The following is a 20165-nucleotide window of genomic DNA, read 5'->3' on the forward strand; positions in this document are numbered from 1 at the left end:
GCCGGGCAGGGGCAGGCAAGGCCGGTTCTCCCGCCGCGGACTGTATCGCTCAGTACAGAGCGGTCTGCCACAGACTGTATCAGCGAGTACAGAAGCTCTGTACCATGAGATACAGAACACCGGAGGAGGCTCCATGGGGCACACCCCGACCACCGCGCGGGGCCGCGCGACCCGAGGGCGCATCCTCGACGCGGCAGCGGACCTCATCCAGCGGCACGGCGTCGCGGCGGTGACGCTGGACGCGGTCGAGCGCGCCGCGGGGGTCGGCCGGAGCCAGCTCTACCACTACTTCGACGACCGCGACGACCTCATCCGCTCGGTCGTGCACGCCACCGTGGACAAGGTGCTGGCCGCGCAGGAACCGCTGCTCCTGGAGGTCGGCTCCCTAGCCGGCATCGAGCGCTGGTTCGACGCGATCGTGGCCAACGGAACGCGGCAGGACGCGGTGGGCGGTTGCGCGATCGGCTCGCTGGCCAGCCAGCTCGGCGGCCAGGACGAGCTCACCCGGCAGGCGTTCGTGGACGCCTTCGCGCGCTGGGAGGCGCCCCTCATCGCGGGCCTGCGCTGGATGCAGGAGTCGGGCGAGCTGCGCCCGGACGTGGACGTGACGGAGCTGGCCGACCTCACCATGGCCGCGATCCAGGGCGGCCTCCTGCTGGCCCAGATCCGCCGCACCCCTGACCAGCTCCGTCACGCGCTGAACGGCGCGCGGGCGGCGCTGAAGGACGCGCTCACGTCCCCGCCCTGAACGCGGGAAACTCTTTTTTGAACGTACGATCCAGATAAGCTAGGGTGGGGCCATGGCGAGGACCCGGGAGTTCGACACCGAGGCGGCGGTGAGCCGCGCGATGGAGCTGTTCTGGACGCGCGGCTACGAGGCGACCACCGTGCGCGACCTGACCCGGCACCTGGGGCTCGGGCAGGGCTCCCTCTACGCCGCGTTCGGCGACAAGGACGGCCTCTACCGGGCCGCGCTGGAGCACTACCGCAGCACGCTCGCCGCGGATGCCCTGCGCCGCCTGGAGGAGGGGGCCGATGCCCGCTCGGCGATCCGCGCGATGCTGGCCGAGCGCGTGCGCATCGCCGTCGAGCACGAGGGCCGGGGCTGCCTGGCGGTCAACGCCGCCTGCGAGCGCCTGCCGCAGGACCCGCCGACCAGGCGCATCGTGCGCGACATGCAGGACGTCGGCCGCGACGCCATCGCCGAGGTGCTGCGGGTCGCGGCCGAACGGGGCGAGATCGCGGCGCGGCACGACCCGCACACGCTCGCCGCGTTCCTGGTCACCTTCCTCGACGGCCTGCTGGTGTCCGCCAAGATCACGCCGGACGCCCGGGCCCTCGAATCGCTCGTGGAGGTGGCGCTCGCCGCCCTCGATTGATTTTTTCACGCCCCAAATCTGTATCAAGCGATCCACAATAAGGAGTACCCGTGTTCGACCACGACGGAATCCCCGTCCGCACCGGCCGCGCCGCCGTCAACGGCACGAGCCTGCACTACCGCACGGCCGGCTCCGGGCCGGCGGTGGTGCTGCTGCACGGCGTGCCGAAGACCGGCTACCACTGGGCGCGCTCGGCCACGAGCGCTACGCCGTGATCGGCGAGGACTGGGGAGCGGTGATCGGCTACCAGCTCGCCGCCCGGCACCGCGAGCACGTCACCGCCCTCGTGTTCGCCGAGGCGCTGTTCCCGGGTTCGGCTTCGAGGAGCACACCGCGCTCACCCCCGAGAACGTCTCCGGCGGCATGCACCTGTGGCATCTGGGCTTCTACTTCCAGCCGGACGTCCCGGAGATGCTGATCGCCGGGCACGAGCGCGAGCTGATCACGTACATGATCAAGTTCGAGCGTAGCCGCCCGGACAGCGCCACCCCCGACGCGATCGACGAGTACGTGCGCTGCTACTCGATGCCCGGCGGCATCCGCGCGATGCTGTCGATCTACCGGGCGATGCTCGTCGACGCGGAGCAGAACCGGCAGGCCGCGCGGCGGAAGCTGGACATCCCGTGCTGGCGCTCGGCGGTTCGGCGTTCATCGGCGACCGCAACGAGTCACAGATGCGGCTCATGGCCCACGACGTCACCGGTCACGTCTTCGACGCCGGCCACGACCTCGCCGAGGAGGTGCCGACGAGATGGCCGGCGTCGTCCTGCCGTTCCTGGCGGCGCAGTCGGCGGCCGCCGCCTGAGCGCGACGCCCACGGGCCGCCGTCATGAGGCCTCCAGCTCGATGGTGGTACCGGCGGGTCGGAGCGCAGCGTGAGCCGGGCGACGTTCTGCCGGGCCAGCCAGAGGCCCCGCCCCTCCGGGCTGCCGGGATCCGGAAGCCGCCCGGGGTCCGCGGCGCCTCCTGGCCCGCGATCGTCGATCCGGCAGTAGAGCCGCCGGCCGACGTGCCACAGGCGCAGCCGCCCGCTGCCGCCGCCGTGCCGGACGGCGTTGGTGGTGATCTCGTTGACCGCCACGACGAAGCGGTACAGGCCGAGGCCGGTCAGGCCCCACAGCCCGCACAGGCGTTCCACCTCGTGCCGGATGGCGACGAGCGTGCCGAGGTCGAAGTCGCGCAGCAGCAGGACGCGGGCGGCCTGCGCCCCCGGTGCGGCGGATCCGCGCGGTCGCTGCGGCCCGGGCTGCCGGTCGGTGGGTTCGGATGCGCTCATCATGGCCCGCCTGCCGGGCTCGGGCCGCCGAGCGGGCGGGCGGCCAGGATGCAGGTGTCGTCGTCGGGGTTGGCGTGATCGAGCTGGTTGACCAGATCGGCCACGGGGTGCGGCGCCGGCTCCGCCGTGATGCGGTTCAGCACGGCGAGCACGGGGGCCAGGCCCTGCTCCGAGCTCTGGTGGCGCTGCTCGACGAGGCCGTCGGTGTAGAGCAGCAGCACGTCACCGGGCCTCAGGGACGTGACGGTGGTCGGGTATTCGGCGGCCGGGAAGGCGCCGAGCAGCGGCCCGTCGGGCTGCTCCAGCTCAACGGTGACGCCGGCGCGGGCCAGCAGCGGCGCCGGGTGGCCCGCCCGCGCCCACACCAGGCGGTTGCGGCCGGGCTCGTAGCGGGCCACCACCGCCGTGGCGGTCACGGGCAGCAGGTTCGGCTGCGCCGCGACGTGGCCGTCGGCGAACAGCAGCCGGTTGAGGGCGGTCAGCAGCCGGCCGGGGTCGTCGGTGGTGGTGACGGCGAGCGCGGCCAGGCCGTGGCGGAGCTGGGCCATGGCGGCGGCGGCCTCCATGCCGTGGCCGGCCACGTCCCCGACCGACAGCAGGACGTTGCCGTTGCCGGTCGGGGTGGCGTGGTACCAGTCGCCGCCGACGCGGCTGGCCTTCTCCGCGGGCAGGTAGCGGACCGCGACCCGCAGGCCCGGCAGGTCGATCGGCTCCTGCGGCATCGGCAGGACGATCTGCTGCAGCCTGGTCACGACCCGGTGCTCGGCGGCCAGGCTCTGCTGCTGGGCGCGCAGCTGCCGCTCGGCCTCGGTCAGCCGCAGGCGGCTGATCTCGCCGGCGGTCACGTCCTGGACGATGCCGTACACCTTGACAGGCCGGCCTTCGGTGTCACGCACCGCGTCGACGACGGTCCGGACGTGCTTGATCCGGCCGCCCAGGCGGATGCGGTAGGTCACATCGACGGCCTCGCCGCGGCCGAACGCCTCGGCGGCCCGGGCACGCACGGGCAGGTCATCGGGGACGATCAGGGCCTCGGTCTCCTCCCGGGACAGGGGGCCTTCGGAGGGGGCACGCTCATAGACGCGGTACAGCCCGTCCGACCAGAGGACCTGCCCCGTGACGAGGTCCCACTCGCCCCAGCCGAGATTGCCCAGGCGCTCGGTCTGGGCGATGCGCTCGGCCAGGCGCGTCTCCTCGTCGTGGCGGATCCAGCTGTTGAGCAGCCCGGCGCCGACCGGCCACACCTTGACCGTGAGCAGGATCTCCGCGGGCGCGCGCTCGGCCGGGCTGAGGTAGGGAAGCGGGCCGATCTGCCGGGGCAGGCCGTCGCGCAGCGTCTGGTGCCAGGCGTCCCAGATCGGGCCGTCCACGATCGCGGGATAGATCTCGCTCATCCTGTGCCCGATCAGCTGCGCGCCGCTGCGTCCGGACAGGTCGAGCACGGCGGGGCTCGCGGCGGCGAAGGTGTAGTCGTCGACCTGTCCCGTCGCCGTGTACCGCGGGATGAGCAGGACATGCCGGCCGGCGAGCCCGTCGAGGATCTGCTGCACCGCCTGGATCCAGGCTTCGCCCGAGGAGGACGGGCGCGGGGCCGGCGCGGGAGCGGCCTGGTCCTGAGCAGGCCGCAGGGCGGCCTCCAGCATCGCGGAGACGAAGGGAGGCCCGCGTGGGGGTTCCTTCTCCAGCGCCGCGAGCAGTTCGGCGGCCAGCTCGTGGGCCGGCCGCCGCTGCTCGGCCGCCAGCCGCACCAGGTAGGCGTGGGCCTCGCCCAGCCGGCAGCCGGCCCGGCCGGCCAGCAGCCCGCTGGCCTGCCCCAGCACGATGTCCGGAGGCGGCTGCGCCTTGCCGATGCGGGCGTCGAGGTCGGCCAGCCGGCTGCGATAGCCCTCCGGATTCATCAGCCGCTGCCATGAGGCACGTAGCCGCAGGTCGCCATCACCCTCGCCCTTCTCGCGCGCTCAGGCCAGGCCGAAGGCGGCCAGCAGCCCCATGGTCCGCAGCTGATCCGAGATGCGGCGGTTCGGGCCGACCACGCGAAACTCGGAGCGGGCCGCGTTCGCCATGCGCATCGCGTTGACCAGCACACCGACCCCGGTGGAGTCGATGAACGTCACGGCGGACAGATCCACCCGCACGGCCGCCGGACGGTACTCGGTCACGGCTTCCTTGATCCTCTTGTTGATCTCGGTGGAGTTGGTGAAGTCGATCTCGCCTCGCAGCGTGACCTGCAGAACCTCGTCGGTCCTCATCTCCATCGACGCCTCCTGCATGCGTTCCCCCTTCTCCGGTGCCGAGCGATGGGGCGACAGCATGAACGTGGCGATGCGATCGGACGCTCATTCTGCTCATGTAGGGCGCACTAGCGGCATTGTCCCGCAACCCGCCCGTCCTGTCATGGGACCGGCTCCCCCGCTCTCTCCTTGCTCAGCCGAGCGAGATCCGGTCGAGGTCGGGGGCCGCCGCCGCGTCGTTGTGCAGCTTGACGGTGTTCGCCCCGGCCCGCAGCGTGACCGGGATCGTGGTGGTGTAGGGCGTGTTGTTGCCCGTCCCGCTCACCTTCACCTCCACCGGGGTCCCGTCGTTGACGGTCACGACGTACGACCGCTCGCCGTTGACGGTGAAGTCGACGAACAGCGTGTACGAGCCCGCCGCCGGCACCGTGACGTCCTCGAACAGCACGTAAGCGTCGGGGCCGCCGCCCAGGTTGCGTACCTTCTGCCCGCCGGAGCAGGCCGCGCAGCTCGTGATGCCGGCGTCGCCGATGCGGTTGCGCGAGTCCTCGGCCTCCCGCATGAACACCCGGTCGGCCGGGCGGGGCCGGACGCGGAGCTGGCGGGTGACGGTGCCGGGCCGGCCGAGCAGGCGGAAGGACGCGCTGATCGGGACGTCGGCCGCGCTCACCTCGCCGGGCGACGTGATCGTCCACGAGCCGGTCAGGGTCTGCCCGAGGCGCAGGGTGGCCGCGGTGGCGGGGCCGCCCTCGACGGTCCAGCCGGCGGGGGCGGCCGGGGCGAGGCTCACCTGGTCGAGCGCCTCGTCGTCGTCGAGGCGGAGGGTGGCCGACACGTTGAGCGTCTGCCGTCCCGGGCCGACCCACTGCAGGCCGGAGGGGTCGACGGTCATCGTGGTCCGCGGCGGGCCGGGCGCGGCCGGCATGGGGGCGATCGCGATGCGGTCCACGCCCGCCGCCCCGGTCAGCGCGATCGTGTTGGCTCCGGCCTTGAGGGTGACGGGCAGGGAGGTGGCGGCGGGCACGTCCGGGTTGTCGCCCGGCACCCGTACCTCGGTGGGGGCCGCGCCGTTGACGGAGATCGACAGCGGGGCCGGCGCGGCGGCGGTGTGGTCGATCCGGAGACGGTACTCGCCGGCGGCCGGGGCGGTCACGTCCCGGTAGGTGAGCGTGCCGCCGGACAGCCCCGTCACCTGCGCCGAGCCCGAGCAGGCCGCGCAGCGCTCGACGCGCGCCCCGCCCGAGCGCCGCTGGTGCTCGGCCTCCAGCGGCAGGCTGCCGCGCGAGAGCGGGTAGGCGCGGGCGACCGCGATCTCGTCGATCCTGAGCTGCCGGTGGAAGCGCGGCGCCTGCGGGCCGGCCCAGGTGTCGAGCACCTCCAGCTTCACGTAGCGGGCGTGCCGCTCCCCCAGGTCGATGATCTGCACGCCGCGGGCGCTGGGCAGGGCGGCAGCCCGTACCGGCCGGCCCCAGTGCCTGCCGTCGTCGCTGACGTGGACGCGGTAGTTCTTGATGCGGGCGGAGTCCTCCGGGCGGCCGAAGGACTCCCTGGCGTAGACGGGTGACCATTCGCGCTGGTTGACGGCCAGGTACGCGATCCGCTCCCGCCGCCCGAGATCCAGGGTCACGGAGGCGGGCAGCCGGCCGCCCGCGTCCCAGAAGGTCTCGAAGCTGCCGTCCACCAGCTCGGGCGCGGTCGAGGTGACGCCGTCGAGGAAGCCGGTGCGGCCGGCGGTCTCGACCTTGAAGACGGTGTCGTAGTCGTCCCACGCGGTGATGCCGAGGATGGTCAGGTGGCCGCCGGACTGGGCGAAGCGCAAGGGCCGTCCGGTGCGCAGGTCGCTCACCCGGCGCACGCGGTAGCCGTTGTCGCGCAGCCGGACGTGGTCGGTGCTCGGCCGGGTGACGACGTGCACGTACTGGATGTCCGGGTCGTCGCGGCGGACGGTGATCACGCCGTGCGCGCCGTCGTTCCAGAAGCCCGGCTGCAGGCCGCCGTACATGTAGCCGCCGCCCTCGGTGGCCCGCAGCGACTCGCTGATCGGCGGGACCCACGTGGACATGAAGGCGTTGAACGCCTCCTGCTGGGGCGGGAACCGGCCGTTCACCATCGGCGTCTCGGCCATCAGCGACTTCATCGACGAGCCGGCGTTGGTGATGAAGCGGCCCGTGCTGAGGCGGACGTCCACCGGGTGGTCGCCGCCGTCGTACCACCAGTCGCCGGTGGTGGGCAGCTTGTAGTCGGCCTCGGTCAGGCGCGGCATGGGCGTCCAGGCGGCCTGCGGGTAGTCGTAGGGCGGCGTCATGCCGGTCTTCTGCTCGTTGCTGACCGTGTCCATGATCGGGGTGTCCTCGTTGTTGTTGCTCAGCAACCAGGACGGGCGCCGCTCGCGGATCTGCTCGTACAGGCGGTGTTGTTCCCAGTACTCGTTGTCGTTGTCGATCCAGAACCCGGCCAGGTCCGGATACCGCTCCATGACCTCGAAGAACAGGTCGTAGCTGAACATGCCGAAGCCGGCCCGTGTCGTCAGGTCGACCCGCTGCCCCTTGTAGGCGGAGTAGGCAACCGAGTCGAGCGTCTCCACGCCCTGCTCGGCGTGCCACTGGGGGTCGTCGGTCATGTAGAGCAGGACCCGCACGCCCTTCTCCTTGCCCGCGGCGACCAGCTCGCCGAGCAGGTCCCGCTCGGTGGCGCAGCTGCCCGGGATCGCCGACGGCCACGGCCGCGCGTAGCCGAGCCTGCTGTGGAAGGTCGCGAGCACGATGTACGAGGCGCCGAGCTTGCGTGCCTCGTCCACCCAGTAGCCGGCGCTCCAGCCGCCGCCGGTGACGTCGCGTTCCCAGGCGGCGCAGTCGAGGTGCCTGGGCGCGGTGAACATGCCCCAGTGCAGGAACAGCCCGGCCGTGGCGTCGCGCAACCACTGCTGGCGCGGGTGGACGACCTCGGCCAGGGCGGGCGGAGCGGTGAGCAGGGCGGCGATCAGGGCGAGGACGAGGGCGGCTCTGAGTCTCATGGGATGCGTCCCTTCAGACATCCGAGGGGTATCGCAGGCAGGCGGGCGAGTCAAGAGGCGGATTCCCGATCCGGCTTGACGGGCCGTCAGCGAAGTGATCCTATGACCCACGATAGGAAAGTTTCCTAATCTGGAGGGCGCATGCGCTTACTCCTCCCGGGCAAGGCGACCTTCCGCCCGGCGACCCGTTCCCTTGATGTCCGGCGATCGCCCGCGCGACCTCGACGGACGCTCCCCTTCCTGCGGCGCGTGCAGACACCTCCGATCTTTACACGGAGCGCGGCCGGCCCGCAGGGCCGAACCCGCTCACGCATTGATCGGATGTCTTGGGCGATCGCGGTGGCCGTCGTCCTCGCGGTGAGCGGATGCGCGGGCGCGGGTGCGCCGAGCGCCCCGCCGGGCCGGCAGAAGGTCTCGTTCCTGGTGTTCCCGTCGCCGAACCTGCCGGAGTCGTACTGGAAGGCCCAGGTCGGCAAGGTCACCCAGGCCCATCCTGACCTGGAGGTCGAGCTGGTCTCCGCCCCGTCGGAGTCCGACCGCAACGACTACGCCAAGCAGCTGGCGGCCTCCGGCCAGCTGCCCGACGTGCAGATCGGCATGCAGGACCTCGTCGCGCTGGCGCCGCACCTGGCGCCGTGGCAGCCGGAGGAACTGACCGCCTTCCTGTGCCCGAGCTGCGGCGCGGTGAACGGCAAGGTGGTGCAGCTGCCGGCCAACACGCAGACGATCCCCGACGTCTTCTACAACAAGAAGCTGTTCGCCAGGGCGGGCATCAAGGCGCCGCCCAGGACGTACGCCGAGCTGCTGGCCGCCGCCGACCGGCTCAAGGCCGCCGGCATCACGCCGTTCGTCACCGGTGGCGTGTTCGTCACCTCCCAGCCCTGGACCGCGATCCTGGCCACCGACCTGTACCCCAGGACGCCCGGCTGGATGGCCGCCCGGCGGGCCGGCGAGGTCACCTTCGCCAAGGACCCGGCGATGCGGGCGGCCACCCGGAAGTTCGCCGACCTCGCCGCCAAGGGCTACCTCGACAAGCGGCAGATCGGCCAGGACTATCCCAAGACCCAGGAGGCGTTCCTGGCGGGCAAGGGCGCGATGTACCCGATGGGCAGCTGGTTCGCCGCCGCCGCCGACCAGTCGCCGATGAAGGACGACATCGGCGTGTTCGCCTGGCCCTCCGACGACGGGAGCCTGCACCTGCCGGCCTTCACCGGCGGCGGCCTGTCGGTCAGCGCGACGGCCCCGAACCTGGCCGCGGCCAAGAAGTTCGCCCTGGCCTTCCAGCTCACCAAGGACAACCTTGACGCCTCGGTCAAGGCCGACGCGCTGTTCCCCGCGATCAAGGGCTACACGCCGCCGGAGGGCACCGGGCCGGTCTTCAAGGCCGTCTACGACCTGTGGAAGCAGGCACTCGGCCGCAACGCGACCGTGCCGGCCTTCGGCTGGGAGGCGGGCGACGCCGCCATGCTGCCCGGCATGCAGGGCAAGTTCTGGTCCTCGGCGCAGGATCTCGTCAGCGGCAGGAAGAGCGTGGACCAGGTGCTGGCCTACCTCGACACGGAATGGGAGAAGAGCGGCTGATGGCCGTCGGCGTCACCCGCCCCAAGCCGGGCCGCGCGCCGAGCGGGACGCGCGGCAGCCGCGCCAGGCGCGCGCGGCGGCCGGGCGCGCGGCACTTCCTCCTGTTCGCCGCCCCCGGCACGCTCGTGTACGTGTGCCTGGTGCTCGTGCCCATCGTGATGAGCGTCGGCTACAGCCTCACCGACCAGGCGCTGCTGCGGCCCACGACCTCGTTCGTCGGCCTGCGCAACTACCGGCTGCTCCTCCAGGACGAGACGTTCCTGCAGTCGCTGAAGGTCACCACGATCCTGACGCTCATCGTCGTCGTCGTGCCGAACGTGCTGGGCGTCGCCATCGCCGTGCTGCTGGACCGGCGCGGCTGGCTCTACAACGCGTTGCGCGGCGTGTTCTTCACCCCGATGGTGATCAGCTCCGTGGTCATCAGCGTGATCTGGACGCGTGTGCTGGCCGACGACGGCCCGGTCAACCAGGCGCTGCGCGCCCTGGGCGTGCAGGATCCGCCGGGCTGGCTGTCCGACCCGGACATAGCGCTCTACTCGCTGTCGTCCATCGTGTGCTGGCAGCTGCTCGGCTTCTGCGTGGTCGTCTACCTCGCCGGGCTGCAGGGCGTGCCGCAGGAGCTGGCCGAGGCCGCCGCGATCGACGGCGCGGGGCCCGTACGCCGGTTCTGGAGCGTCACCTGGCCGCTGCTCGCCCCGGCGCTGACGATCAACACGGTCGTGCTGCTGATCTCCGCGTTCAAGATCTTCGACCACGTGAAGGTCATCACCAACGGCGGGCCGGGCACCGGCACGACCGCGAGCGTGGCGTTCGTCGTGCTGCAGGAGGGATTCGTGGACAACCGCACCGGCTACGCCTCGGCCGAGGCCGTGGTCATGCTCGTCGTCATCGCCGCCTTGTCGGTGCTCACGCTGCGGATCCTCGGGCGCAGGGAGGTGCAGCTGTGACCGGCTCGCGGGCGCCGTGGCTGCGTCCCCTGGTCGCGCTGCTCGCCGGCGCGTTCTTCGCCCTGCCGCTCTACATCGCGCTGATCAACGTCTTCAAGCCCAGCGGCCAGGTGGCGGCGAACGCCATGTCGCCGCCCGCCCCGCCCACGCTGGACAACCTGGTCAGGGTGCTGACCGGGCCGGACAGCCTGTTCTGGTCCTCGCTGCGCACCAGCGTCGTGGTGACGTCGCTGTCGATCGTCATCCTGACCCTGCTGTCGGCCCTGCTCGGCCACTACCTGGCCAGGCACACCCGCTGGTGGTCGCGGGCGATCATGGTGCTGCTGCTGTGCGGGCTGATGATCCCGCCGCAGGTCATCCTCATCCCCGTCACGCAGGTGCTGAAGTCGCTCGGGCTCATGTCCACGCTGCAGGGGCTGATCCTGTTCAACGTCGGCTACTACGTGCCGTTCGGCGTGTTCGTCTTCTCCGGGTTCATGAAGGGCGTGCCGCGCGAGCTGGAGGAGGCCGCCGCGATCGACGGGGCCACGCGGTGGCAGACGTTCTGGCGGATCGTCTTCCCGCTGCTGCGGCCCGCCACCGCGAGCGTGCTGATCTTCCTCGGGGTGTGGATCTGGAACGACTTCCTCAACCCGCTGATCATCTACGGGCCGCGCGAGGGCACCACGATCATGACGGGGGTGTACAAGTCGCTCGGCCGGTACGCCGCCGACTTCGGCGGCATGTTCGCGCTGATGTTCCTGGCCACGCTCCCGATCCTGGTCTTCTACCTGCTGCTGCAGAAGCAGTTCGTCAAGGGTCTCACCGGGGGCGCCACTAAGGGTTGAGCTGCTCGTTCATGATGAGGAAGGCCCCGAGCCCATGGAAGTCGTCGACCGGCCTGGCCCGGCCGAAGTAGTACGACAGCGAGTCGCTGGCGTTGGTGCCCTCGCTGATGTCGGTGATGCGCGTACGCCCGTCGGCGCCGAGCGACACCTTCGCCAGCACACCCTGGTAGCCGCGGTCGGCGTTGGCCTGGTAGGAGGCGTCCACGTAGCCGCGTTCGACGGACTTGTCGATCGTGTAGGTGTACATCGCCGAGCACGACGTCTCCGTCCAGTTCGACGGGTTCGACGGCTCGGTGACGACCTGGAACCAGCGGCCCGTCGCCGGGTCCTGCCAGCGGGCGTAGGCGGGCACGAGCTCGCGCAGGATGCCGACCAGCGCGCCGCGGCGCGGGTGATCCGCCGGCAGGAGGTCGAGGATGTCCACCGTGGCCATGCCGAACCAGCCCATCGCCCGGCACCACGAGATGCCGTTCGTGTGGCCCAGCGACGGCTTCACCCACGAGGCGGTCGGCCCGCCGGGCTCGTCGTAGGCGTGGTAGAGCAGCCCGGCCGCCGTCCCCGAGGTCCGCCGCAGGTGGCTCCAGTAGACCTCGATCTGCCGGGCCGGCTCGGTCGTGGTGAACGCGTCGGCCGTCACCCAGGCGCCGTAGCGGGCGAGGAACGGGTCGGCCATGTAGACGCCGTCGCCCCACAGCTGGCCCTCGCGGGAGGTGCCGGTGGCGTGCCACCAGCCGCCGTCCGACGTGCGCGGGTAGGTGCTCAGCCGGTTCCTGATCCTGGCCGCCGCGATGCGGTAGCGGTCCTGCCCGGTCTCCCGGTAGAGGGCGAGCAGCACGTTGCCCGACTGCATGCTGTCGAGGTTGCCGAAGCTCTGGCCGATGCCGCCGGAGGAGTCGACGAACCGGTCGGCCCAGTCCTTGATGTAGCGCAGGTGGCGAGGGTCCTTCGTGCGCCGGTAGACGAGGTACTGCCCCCACAGGTAGAGGCCGCGCGGGTAGCTCCAGCCGCCGAGCGTGGCGGGCGAGTAGCGGGCCATCGTCGACTCCACCACGGCCTTCGACCAGTCGGTGGTGGCGGCGCCGGCGGTCACCGTGCGCCAGGTCGTCCACGACCCGGTGCCGGTGAAGCCGGCGTGGTTCGACTCGACGGCGCCTCGCGAGATGGCCGCGCGCTCGGCTTCGTAGAGCGTGGCGGCGGCCGAGGGGGCCAGCGGCTCCGCAACCGGTTGCAGGAATTGCAGGCCGCTGAGGGCTGTCACGGTGATCGCGCGTAGTCGTCCCATGGATCACTCCTGGGCTGGTGAGCTGTGCGGGCAGGCCGCCGCCCGTCCGGCGGCGGATGGCTCCGATCTCCTTGGCGCATTTCAGGCATACATCCCGGGAAGGACGCTGTCCACTGGCCGCTTACATCCGATGTATGAGCTTGATTAAGTTAGGAAAGGTTCCTAAATGTTGGACCGGTCCACCTGTTGACGGCTCCCCGCATTTATGGCAAACGTTTGTGAAGCTCCATCTCCTTACCGGCGGCATTACTCTCAGCCAGGAGGGCCGATGGTCTTCAGCAGATCCCGGGCCGGCGTCGTCGCCTGCCTCCTCGTCCTGGGCTCGGTGGCCGCGCCGGCCACCGCCGCGGCCTTCACCGACTACCAGGCGGAGACCGCGACGATCTCGCAGGGCGTCGTGGAGTCGAACCACGCCGGTTTCACCGGCTCCGGCTTCGTCAACTACGACAACCTCATCGGCTCCTCCGTCGAGTTCGCGGTCAGCGCCGCCGCCGCCGGCACGCAGAGCCTCACCTTCCGCTTCGCCAACGGCACGAGCGCCGACCGGCCGATGGACATCGCGGTCAACGGCACGGTCGTGGCCGCCGCCCGCTCGTTCCCCGGAACCGGCGCGTGGACGACCTGGCAGGAGATCACCGTGGAGGCGCCGCTCCAGGCGGGCGGCAACACGGTCAGGGCCACGGCCACCACCGCGGGCGGCGGCCCGAACCTCGACCGGCTGCGGGTCAGCGGCCAGGGCGACACCGAGAAGCCCACCCCGCCGGGCCAGCCGGCCTGCTCGCAGATCGCGCACGACGCGCTCACGCTGGACTGGCCGGTCTCGACCGACAACATCGGCGTGGCCGGGTACGACATCTACTTCCTCGGCCAGCAGCTCGCCTCGGCGACGGCGCCGCCGTACCGGCTGAGCGGGCTCAACCCCGACTTCACCTACCAGTTGTCAGTCTTCGCCCGCGACGCCTCCGGCAACGTGTCGCTCAGCAGCCCCGAGGTGATCTGCCACACGCTGCCCGCGCCCGCCGACGACCCGCCGACCGCGCCGGGACGGCCCTCGGTGAGCGGCATCGGAGCGACCTCCGCGACCGTGACCTGGGCGGCCTCGACCGACGACAACGGCGTGCGCGCCTACCTCGTCCGTGACGACGCCACGAGCGCGGTGCTGGCCACCGTCACCGGCGACCCGCCCGCCACCACGGCGAGCGTGCCGGTGGAGTGCGCGCACACCTACCGGGTGCACGTCGTGGCCAGGGACACCGCCAACCAGCTCTCCCCGCCGAGCCCGCCGTCCGCGTCGTTCACCACGGCCGCGTGCGGCAGCGTGCCGCAGTCGCCCACCAGCGTCGCCGGCGGCTGGGACGTGCCCTGGGACATCTCCTGGGCGCCCGACGGCTCGTACGCGCTGGTGACCGAGCGCGACACGTTCAAGGTCTTCAAGGTGACCCCGTCCGGCACCAAGACGCAGGTCGGCACCGTACCCGACGTGCAGACCACCGGCGGCGAGGGCGGCCTGATGGGCCTCGACTTCTCGCCCACCTGGAACGGCACGACCGACCAGGACGTGTTCTTCATGCACACCGCCTCCGAGGGCAACCGCGTCGCGAGGATGCGCTTCACCGGCACCGCGCTGTCCGGCTACGCCATCGTGCTCCAGGGCATCGACAAGAACCGCTACCACAACGGCGGCCGCATCAGGTTCGGCCCCGACGGCTACCTGTACGTCACCACCGGCGACGCCCAGCAGAAGAGCAACGCCCCCGACCTCGACTCGCTCAACGGCAAGATCCTGCGCATCACCAGAACCGGCGCCGCCGCGCCCGGCAACCCGTTCGGCACCCGCGTCTACAGCTACGGCCACCGCAACCCGCAGGGCCTGGCGTGGGACTCGGCCGGCCGGCTGTGGGAGTCGGAGCTGGGCGACTCCGCGCGCGACGAGCTCAACCTCATCCTGCCCGGCCGCAACTATGGCTGGCCCACGTGCGAGGGCACCTGCGACACCTCGGGCATGACCGACCCGAAGCGCACCTGGACGGTCGCGGAGGCCTCGCCGAGCGGCATCGCCATCGTGAACAACACGATCTTCATGGCGGCGCTGCGCGGCAAGCGCCTGTGGCGCATCGTGCTCAACGGGGAGAACGTCTCGTCGGTCAACTCCTCCTTCAACGGCACGTACGGCCGGCTGCGCGCGGTCGAGAAGGTGCCCGGCGCCGCGGCCATCTGGTTCGGCTCCACCAACTCCGACAACAACGGCGACGGCTCCGCCGACGTGATCCGGCGCTCCACCATCCAGTGACCGCTCCTCGACCGCCGGCGGCCGTGCCTGCGTGACGGCCGCCGGCGCCTCCACCCCCCAGGAGGCCCGCCATGCGTCTCTCCCGAAGGACCGTGCTCAAGGGCGCGTTGCTCACCCCTGTGGCGGCGACGGCGACGCCCACGACGGCCCATGCCCTCGACTCTCCCTGGGACCAGGTGCCCGCGATCCTGGCCAGGATCGTCCCGCCGGTCTTCCCCGACCGCACGTTCCCCATCACCGCCTACGGCGCCGAGCCGGACAACTCCACCGACTGCACGCCCGCCTTCCGCGACGCGATCGCCGCCTGCGCCGCCGCCGGCGGCGGCACCGTGCTCGTTCCCGGCGGCGGCAAGTACCGCACCGGCGCGATCCACCTGCTGTCGAACGTGCGGCTGCACGTCGAGCAGGGCGCCACGATCAGGTTCCGCTCCGACGCCGCCTCCTACCTGCCGATGGTGTTCACCCGCTGGCAGGGCATCGAGTGCTACAACTACTCGCCGTTCATCTACGCCAGGAACCAGGTGAACGTGGCGCTGACCGGCACCGGCACGATCGACGGCAACGCCTCCGCCGGGCCATGGTTCGGCTTCGACGACCGTCGCGGGCCCGACTGGGAGCGGCTGCAGCAGCTCGCCGCGGACGGCGTGCCGGTCGAGCGGCGCCGCTTCGGCGACGGCCACTACCTCAAGCCGAACATGATCCAGTTCTACGGCTGCCGGAACGTCCTCGTCGAGGACCTCGACATCAGGAACCCGGCCATGTGGACCGTCCACCCCGTCCTGTGCGCGAACGTCACGGTCAGGCGGGTCTCGATCCGCAGCCGGGGCGCCATGGTGGACGGCGTCGACCCCGAGTCGTCGTCCGACGTGCTGATCGAGAACTGCTCGTTCGACACCGGCGACGACGGCACGGTCATCAAGTCGGGCCGCGACACCGACGGCCGCCGCGTCGGCGTGCCGTCGGAGAACATCGTCATCCGCGGCAACACCTACCGCGGCCGCTGGGGCGCGATCACCGTGGGCAGCGAGATGTCCGGCGGCGTGCGGGGCGTCTTCGCCGAGGACAACCGGATCGTCGCCGGCCCCACCTACCGCTCCTTCTACGCGCTGTACCTCAAGACGAACGAGCGGCGCGGCGGCGTGGTGGACGGCGTGCACGTCAGGAACCTCAGCGGCGGGCCGTGCGAGCGGGGCGGCTGCTACGTCGACATGAACTACAGCCTCACCGGCCCCGGCCACGGCCCGATCGTCCACCCGGTCATCCGGAACATCACCGTGGACGGGCTGAACATCGCCGGCGCGCCGTTCGCGATCAAGCTGTCCGGCTCGCCGGCCAGCCACATCAGAGACGTGACGATCCGGAACAGCACGTTCACCCAGATCGGCACGCCCGCACCGCAGCTGTCCAACGCCGACGGCGTGGTGCTGCGCGACGTCCGCATCAACGGCGTCCTGTACGGCGGGGCGGCGGCCGTCCCGCCCCTCGACCACCTGGAGGTTCAGGCATGAACGTGACCCGTCGGCAGCTCGGCCTCCTGGCCGGGGCGGCGCTCCTCGTGCCCGCCCGCCCGGCGCGGGCCACCGCGGCGGCGTGGCAGCTCATGTGGGCGCCCGACCCCGCCAGGACCGGGCTGGCCGCGTTCGAGACGATCGAGGACGACCGCGCCGGCTCGCATCCCGCCGGCCGGCCGCACATCCGCGTCGAAGGCGACGCCTTCCGCTTCGACATGCACACGGCCGACCGGGACACGATGACCGACCGGCAGCGCCAGGAGGTGACCGGCACCCGCAACCCGGACGGTTACCTGCGCTGGCTGAGCGGGGAGACCTGGCGGGTCACGTACTCGATGTTCATCCCCGCCTCGCTCAGGGCCACGACGACCTTCACCCACATCAGCCAGACGAAGATGCCGGGCACCGGCACCAGCCCGATCACCGTCACCTCGCTGCGCCGGGTGAACGGCGTGCAGACCATCGAACACAAGATCTTCGCCTCCGACACGCTGGTCGGCCGCACGGAGCTGGAGCCGTTGCACGACAAGTGGATCGACGTCGAGTACGAGATCAGGATCGGCGACGGGAGCGCGGGCTCGGTGCGCTGGGTGCTGCGCAGCGGCGGCGTCACGCTCGTGGACGCGACAAGGACCGGCGACACCTTCCTCGGCGACCGGGTGCGCCCCAAGTGGGGCATCTACCGCTCGCTCGGCGACACCTCCGGCTCGCTGCGGAACTGCTACCTGCTGCTGCGCGACCTGCGGGCGTACAAGCTGGTGCGGGCCACCTCCGGCGCGGGCCCCGGCCGCCTGGAGGTCCCCCGATGAGGATCTCCCGCCGCGGCCTGCTCCTCGCGAGCGGCGCCGCCCTGCTCGCCGGACCGGCGATCGCTCCGCCCCGGGCGTTCGCCGCCTCGCCCTGGGACCAGGTGCCGAGGATCCTGGCCAGGATCGTCCCGCCCGCGTTCCCCGACCGCACGTTCCCGATCACCGCCTACGGCGCCAAGGGGGACGGCTCCACCGACTGCACGGCCGCCTTCCGCGACGCGATCGCCGCGTGCGCCGCCGCCGGCGGCGGCCGGGTCGTGGTGCCGTCCGGCACCTTCCGCACCGGCGCGATCCACCTGCTGTCGAACGTGAACCTCCAGGTCGACGGCACGATCCGGTTCAGGACCGATCCGGCCTCGTACCTGCCGGTCGTGCTGACGAGGTGGGAGGGCATCGAGTGCTACAACTACTCGCCCTTCATCCACGCCGACGGCCGGACCAACATCGCGATCACCGGCTCGGGCACCATCGACGGCAACGCCCCCGCCGGCGACTGGGCGTCGTGGGGCAACGGCGGCGACGATCGCGACCGGCTCCGCGAGTGGGGCGCGAACGACCACCCGGTGGCGCAGCGCCGCTTCGGCAGCGGCCACAAGCTGCGCCCCAACATGATCGGCCTCTACAACTGCACCGCCGTCCTGGTCGAGGGCGTCACGCTGCGCAACCCGGCCATGTGGACGCTGCACCCGGTCTACTGCACGAACGTCACGGTCAGGAACGTCACCTTCTTCTCCACCAACTCCCAGGGCGACGGCTGCGACCCCGACTCGTGCACCGACGTGCTGATCGAGGGCTGCCGGTTCGACACCAACGACGACTGCGTCCCGATCAAGTCCGGCCGCGACCGCGACGGCCGCCGCGTCGGCCGGCCGTCCCGGAACATCGTGATCAGGAACTGCCGGTTCAGCGGCCGGTGGGGCGGCGTCACGATCGGCAGCGAGATGTCCGGCGGCGTGCGCGACGTCTTCGCCGAGGACTGCGCGTGCAACGCACCCGACTTCCCCGGCCGCCACCCGCTCAAGTACGCCCTCTACGTCAAGACCAGCTTCAACCGCGGCGGCTACGTGGACGGCGTGCACCTGCGCCGCATCACCGGCCACGACCTGGAACGCAGCGCGCTCTACGTGACGCTCACCTACGAGACGTCGGGCTCCCTGCCGCCGGTCGTCCAGAACCTCACCGCCGACGGCCTGGTCATCGACGGCGCGGCCCAGGCGTACAACCTGGACGGCCGGCCGACGGACCACATCAAGAACGTCACGATCTCCAACAGCACGTTCACCCACATCTCGACGGCCGCGCCGACCGCCTCGAACGTCGACAACCTGGTGCTGTCCGGCGTCTCCGTCAACGGCAAGGACATCTCGAACACGGCGGTCGCCCGCTCGCCCGGCGGCCTGCCCACCCTCGACCACGGGGAGCCCCAGCCATGAGATCGCTCGTCCAAGCCCTGCTGGCGGGCGTGCTCGCCCTGCCCTGCATGGCCGCCCAGCCCGTGAGCGCCGCCGCCGAGTTCAACGTGCGCGACTACGGCGCCACCGGCAACGGCGCCACGAACGACGACGACGCCATCGACCGCGCGATCGACGCCGCCTCCGCCGCGCCCGGCGGCATCGTGGTCTTTCCGTCCGGCCGCTACCGTTCCCGCACGATCCACCTCAAGTCACACCTCACGCTCAGACTCGACAGCGGCGCCACCCTCCTCGCCGCGGGCAGCGGCATGGACGCGCCCGAGTCCAACCCCTACGACGACTACCAGGACTACGGCCACAGCCACTTCCACAACTCGTTGCTGTGGGGCAGCGGCGTCACCGACGTGCACCTCACCGGCACCGGCACGATCGACGGCGACGGCAACCTGATCACCGGCAACCCGTCGTCCGGCCAGGCCGACAAGGCGCTCACGCTCACCGAGTGCTCCGACATCAGCCTGACCGGGGTCACCTTCCGGCGCGGCGGCCACTTCGCCGCCCTCATCAACGGCTGCCACGACATCACGATCGACGGCCTGAGGACGATCCGCTCCAGCAGCGGCGTGCGCGACGGCGTCAACCTGATCAACAGCTGGAACGTCACCGTCACGAACAGCCGCATCGAGTCCAACGACGACGCCCTGGTGTTCAAGAGCGACTACGCGCTCGGCCACACCTTCACCAGCCAGAACGTGCGGGTCCGCGACACGACGGTCTACTCGCACGAGAACAACGCGCTGCAGTTCGGCTCCGAGACGTGCGGAAACTTCCGGGACTTCCGGTTCGAGAACGTCACGGTGCTCGGCGCGGGCAAGGCCGGCATCGGCATCGTCTCCATGGACGGCGCGATCATCGAGGACATCCACTACGACGGCGTCTCGCTCACCAAGACCACGTCGCCGTTCTTCTCCAAGATCGGTGAACGGAGGCGCTGCCCCGGCTCGCCGCCCGCCGGCCGCATCCGGAACATCACGATCTCGAACGTGACCGGGACCCGCCTGACCGCGCCCGTGGTCACCGGCACCGTCGGCGCCTCCGACTACACCAGCACCCTGACCGGCACGCCGTCCGTGGACATCGGCCCCGGCATCACGTTCACGAACGTCGACCTGACGGTCCCCGGCGGGCATCCGGCCTCCGAGGCGAGCAGGAACCCGGGCGAGTTCCTCACCACATACCCGCCGCGCGACTACGGGGCCCGCCCGTCGTACGGCTACTGGATCAGGCACGCCACCGGCATCACGCTCAATGGCGAGACCCGCTTCGACGACAACGACAACCGGCCGTACCTGATCGCCGACGACGCCTCCAACGTGCGACTGGACGGTGTCGTCGCGCAACGCGGCAGCCGCAGCGCGTACGACGTGGGCTTCACCGGCGTCAACGGCTACGCCGTGCGCGACAGCACCAACACCTCGGGCGGGGCTCTGCGCGTCAGGGCCACCGGCTCCACACCCATCGGGAGGACCCGGTGACCGTGTACTCCGAGGCGCGGTCCGGCACGTTCGCGGTGCGGGCCCGCGTGATCACCCCCGCAGATTAGGAGG

General features: G+C 71.3%; 16 protein-coding genes. 11 read left to right on the forward strand and 5 right to left on the reverse strand.

The features are described from left to right. The first annotated feature begins 133 nt into the window (after positions 1 to 133). The 3 genes from KIS93_RS58370 to KIS93_RS64120 are packed head-to-tail and all read left to right on the forward strand — an operon-like array spanning position 134 to position 1594. On the forward strand, positions 134 to 748 hold the full coding sequence (locus tag KIS93_RS58370; protein WP_186405088.1) for a TetR/AcrR family transcriptional regulator: 615 nt from the start codon (positions 134 to 136) through the stop codon (positions 746 to 748). Between the two features lie 52 nt (positions 749 to 800). Next, a complete protein-coding gene (locus tag KIS93_RS58375) occupies positions 801 to 1379 on the forward strand; it encodes a TetR/AcrR family transcriptional regulator (RefSeq protein WP_080039651.1) in 579 nt (192 codons plus the stop codon). Positions 1380 to 1429: 50 nt separating this feature from the next. Beyond that, positions 1430 to 1594: a hypothetical protein gene (locus KIS93_RS64120; protein WP_222108097.1), complete on the forward strand. Its 165-nt coding sequence runs from the start codon at positions 1430 to 1432 to the stop codon at positions 1592 to 1594. Between the two features lie 488 nt (positions 1595 to 2082). Here the strand turns inward: KIS93_RS64120 and KIS93_RS58385 are convergent, their stop codons facing one another. From KIS93_RS58385 to KIS93_RS58400, 4 genes are all read right to left on the reverse strand, one after another. Next, the gene (locus KIS93_RS58385) at positions 2083 to 2658 is read right to left on the reverse strand and encodes an ATP-binding protein (protein ID WP_222108098.1); all 576 of its coding nucleotides are present in this window, start codon (positions 2656 to 2658) and stop codon (positions 2083 to 2085) included. Next, positions 2655 to 4553, reverse strand: a complete 1899-nt coding sequence (locus tag KIS93_RS58390; RefSeq protein WP_230466260.1) for a PP2C family protein-serine/threonine phosphatase — start codon at positions 4551 to 4553, stop codon at positions 2655 to 2657. Before KIS93_RS58390 ends, KIS93_RS58385 begins: the two co-directional genes overlap by 4 nt. Before the next feature lie 60 nt (positions 4554 to 4613). Next, the gene (locus KIS93_RS58395) at positions 4614 to 4910 is read right to left on the reverse strand and encodes an STAS domain-containing protein (protein ID WP_168011745.1); all 297 of its coding nucleotides are present in this window, start codon (positions 4908 to 4910) and stop codon (positions 4614 to 4616) included. Positions 4911 to 5079: 169 nt separating this feature from the next. Beyond that, a complete protein-coding gene (locus KIS93_RS58400) occupies positions 5080 to 7899 on the reverse strand; it encodes an alpha-L-fucosidase (RefSeq protein WP_080039655.1) in 2820 nt (939 codons plus the stop codon). A gap of 321 nt (positions 7900 to 8220) precedes the next feature. Here KIS93_RS58400 and KIS93_RS58405 point away from each other — a divergent pair, with 321 nt between their 5' ends. From KIS93_RS58405 to KIS93_RS58415, 3 genes are read left to right on the forward strand one after another with little or no spacing between them, the layout of a single operon-like run. Beyond that, complete coding sequence (locus KIS93_RS58405; RefSeq protein WP_080039656.1) at positions 8221 to 9480, forward strand: ABC transporter substrate-binding protein; 1260 nt, start codon at positions 8221 to 8223, stop codon at positions 9478 to 9480. After that, entirely contained in the window at positions 9480 to 10427 is a 948-nt protein-coding gene (locus KIS93_RS58410; protein WP_155127715.1) for a carbohydrate ABC transporter permease, read from the forward strand. The genes KIS93_RS58405 and KIS93_RS58410 overlap by 1 nt, the downstream gene beginning before the upstream one ends. Continuing rightward, entirely contained in the window at positions 10424 to 11254 is an 831-nt protein-coding gene (locus KIS93_RS58415) for a carbohydrate ABC transporter permease (protein WP_222108099.1), read from the forward strand. The genes KIS93_RS58410 and KIS93_RS58415 overlap by 4 nt, the downstream gene beginning before the upstream one ends. Here the strand turns inward: KIS93_RS58415 and KIS93_RS58420 are convergent. Next, positions 11244 to 12536: a glycoside hydrolase family 88 protein gene (locus tag KIS93_RS58420; RefSeq protein WP_080039658.1), complete on the reverse strand. Its 1293-nt coding sequence runs from the start codon at positions 12534 to 12536 to the stop codon at positions 11244 to 11246. The genes KIS93_RS58415 and KIS93_RS58420 overlap by 11 nt on opposite strands. Positions 12537 to 12804: 268 nt before the next feature. On the opposite strand from KIS93_RS58420, the gene KIS93_RS58425 reads away from it, so the two are divergent. The 5 genes from KIS93_RS58425 (at position 12805) to KIS93_RS58445 (ending at position 20093) form a co-directional block, all read left to right on the forward strand. Then, positions 12805 to 14826 (forward strand): PQQ-dependent sugar dehydrogenase, encoded by a 2022-nt coding sequence (locus tag KIS93_RS58425; RefSeq protein ID WP_080039659.1) that lies wholly within the window; start codon positions 12805 to 12807, stop codon positions 14824 to 14826. A 71-nt stretch (positions 14827 to 14897) separates the two neighbouring features. Beyond that, entirely contained in the window at positions 14898 to 16334 is a 1437-nt protein-coding gene (locus KIS93_RS58430; RefSeq protein ID WP_080039660.1) for a glycoside hydrolase family 28 protein, read from the forward strand. Continuing rightward, positions 16331 to 17146, forward strand: a complete 816-nt coding sequence (locus KIS93_RS58435) for a Tat pathway signal sequence domain protein (RefSeq protein WP_080039661.1) — start codon at positions 16331 to 16333, stop codon at positions 17144 to 17146. Before KIS93_RS58430 ends, KIS93_RS58435 begins: the two co-directional genes overlap by 4 nt. Then, the gene (locus KIS93_RS58440) at positions 17143 to 18579 is read left to right on the forward strand and encodes a glycoside hydrolase family 28 protein (RefSeq protein ID WP_080039662.1); all 1437 of its coding nucleotides are present in this window, start codon (positions 17143 to 17145) and stop codon (positions 18577 to 18579) included. The genes KIS93_RS58435 and KIS93_RS58440 overlap by 4 nt, the downstream gene beginning before the upstream one ends. After that, a complete protein-coding gene (locus KIS93_RS58445; RefSeq protein ID WP_080039663.1) occupies positions 18576 to 20093 on the forward strand; it encodes a glycoside hydrolase family 28 protein in 1518 nt (505 codons plus the stop codon). The genes KIS93_RS58440 and KIS93_RS58445 overlap by 4 nt, the downstream gene beginning before the upstream one ends. The last annotated feature ends 72 nt before the right edge of the window (positions 20094 to 20165 follow it).

The sequence above is a fragment of the [Actinomadura] parvosata subsp. kistnae genome (assembly GCF_900323885.1).
Classification (GTDB): domain Bacteria; phylum Actinomycetota; class Actinomycetes; order Streptosporangiales; family Streptosporangiaceae; genus Nonomuraea; species Nonomuraea composti.

Coding starts and splice junctions, on each gene's coding strand:
- KIS93_RS58370 (WP_186405088.1), top strand. CDS start 134: ATGGGGCACACCCCGACCACCGCGCGGGGCCGCGCGACCCGAGGGCGC.
- KIS93_RS58375 (WP_080039651.1), top strand. CDS start 801: ATGGCGAGGACCCGGGAGTTCGACACCGAGGCGGCGGTGAGCCGCGCG.
- KIS93_RS58385 (WP_222108098.1), bottom strand. CDS start 2,658: ATGATGAGCGCATCCGAACCCACCGACCGGCAGCCCGGGCCGCAGCGA.
- KIS93_RS58390 (WP_230466260.1), bottom strand. CDS start 4,553: ATGAATCCGGAGGGCTATCGCAGCCGGCTGGCCGACCTCGACGCCCGC.
- KIS93_RS58395 (WP_168011745.1), bottom strand. CDS start 4,910: ATGGAGATGAGGACCGACGAGGTTCTGCAGGTCACGCTGCGAGGCGAG.
- KIS93_RS58400 (WP_080039655.1), bottom strand. CDS start 7,899: ATGAGACTCAGAGCCGCCCTCGTCCTCGCCCTGATCGCCGCCCTGCTC.
- KIS93_RS58405 (WP_080039656.1), top strand. CDS start 8,221: ATGTCTTGGGCGATCGCGGTGGCCGTCGTCCTCGCGGTGAGCGGATGC.
- KIS93_RS58410 (WP_155127715.1), top strand. CDS start 9,480: ATGGCCGTCGGCGTCACCCGCCCCAAGCCGGGCCGCGCGCCGAGCGGG.
- KIS93_RS58420 (WP_080039658.1), bottom strand. CDS start 12,536: ATGGGACGACTACGCGCGATCACCGTGACAGCCCTCAGCGGCCTGCAA.
- KIS93_RS58425 (WP_080039659.1), top strand. CDS start 12,805: ATGGTCTTCAGCAGATCCCGGGCCGGCGTCGTCGCCTGCCTCCTCGTC.
- KIS93_RS58430 (WP_080039660.1), top strand. CDS start 14,898: ATGCGTCTCTCCCGAAGGACCGTGCTCAAGGGCGCGTTGCTCACCCCT.
- KIS93_RS58435 (WP_080039661.1), top strand. CDS start 16,331: ATGAACGTGACCCGTCGGCAGCTCGGCCTCCTGGCCGGGGCGGCGCTC.
- KIS93_RS58440 (WP_080039662.1), top strand. CDS start 17,143: ATGAGGATCTCCCGCCGCGGCCTGCTCCTCGCGAGCGGCGCCGCCCTG.
- KIS93_RS58445 (WP_080039663.1), top strand. CDS start 18,576: ATGAGATCGCTCGTCCAAGCCCTGCTGGCGGGCGTGCTCGCCCTGCCC.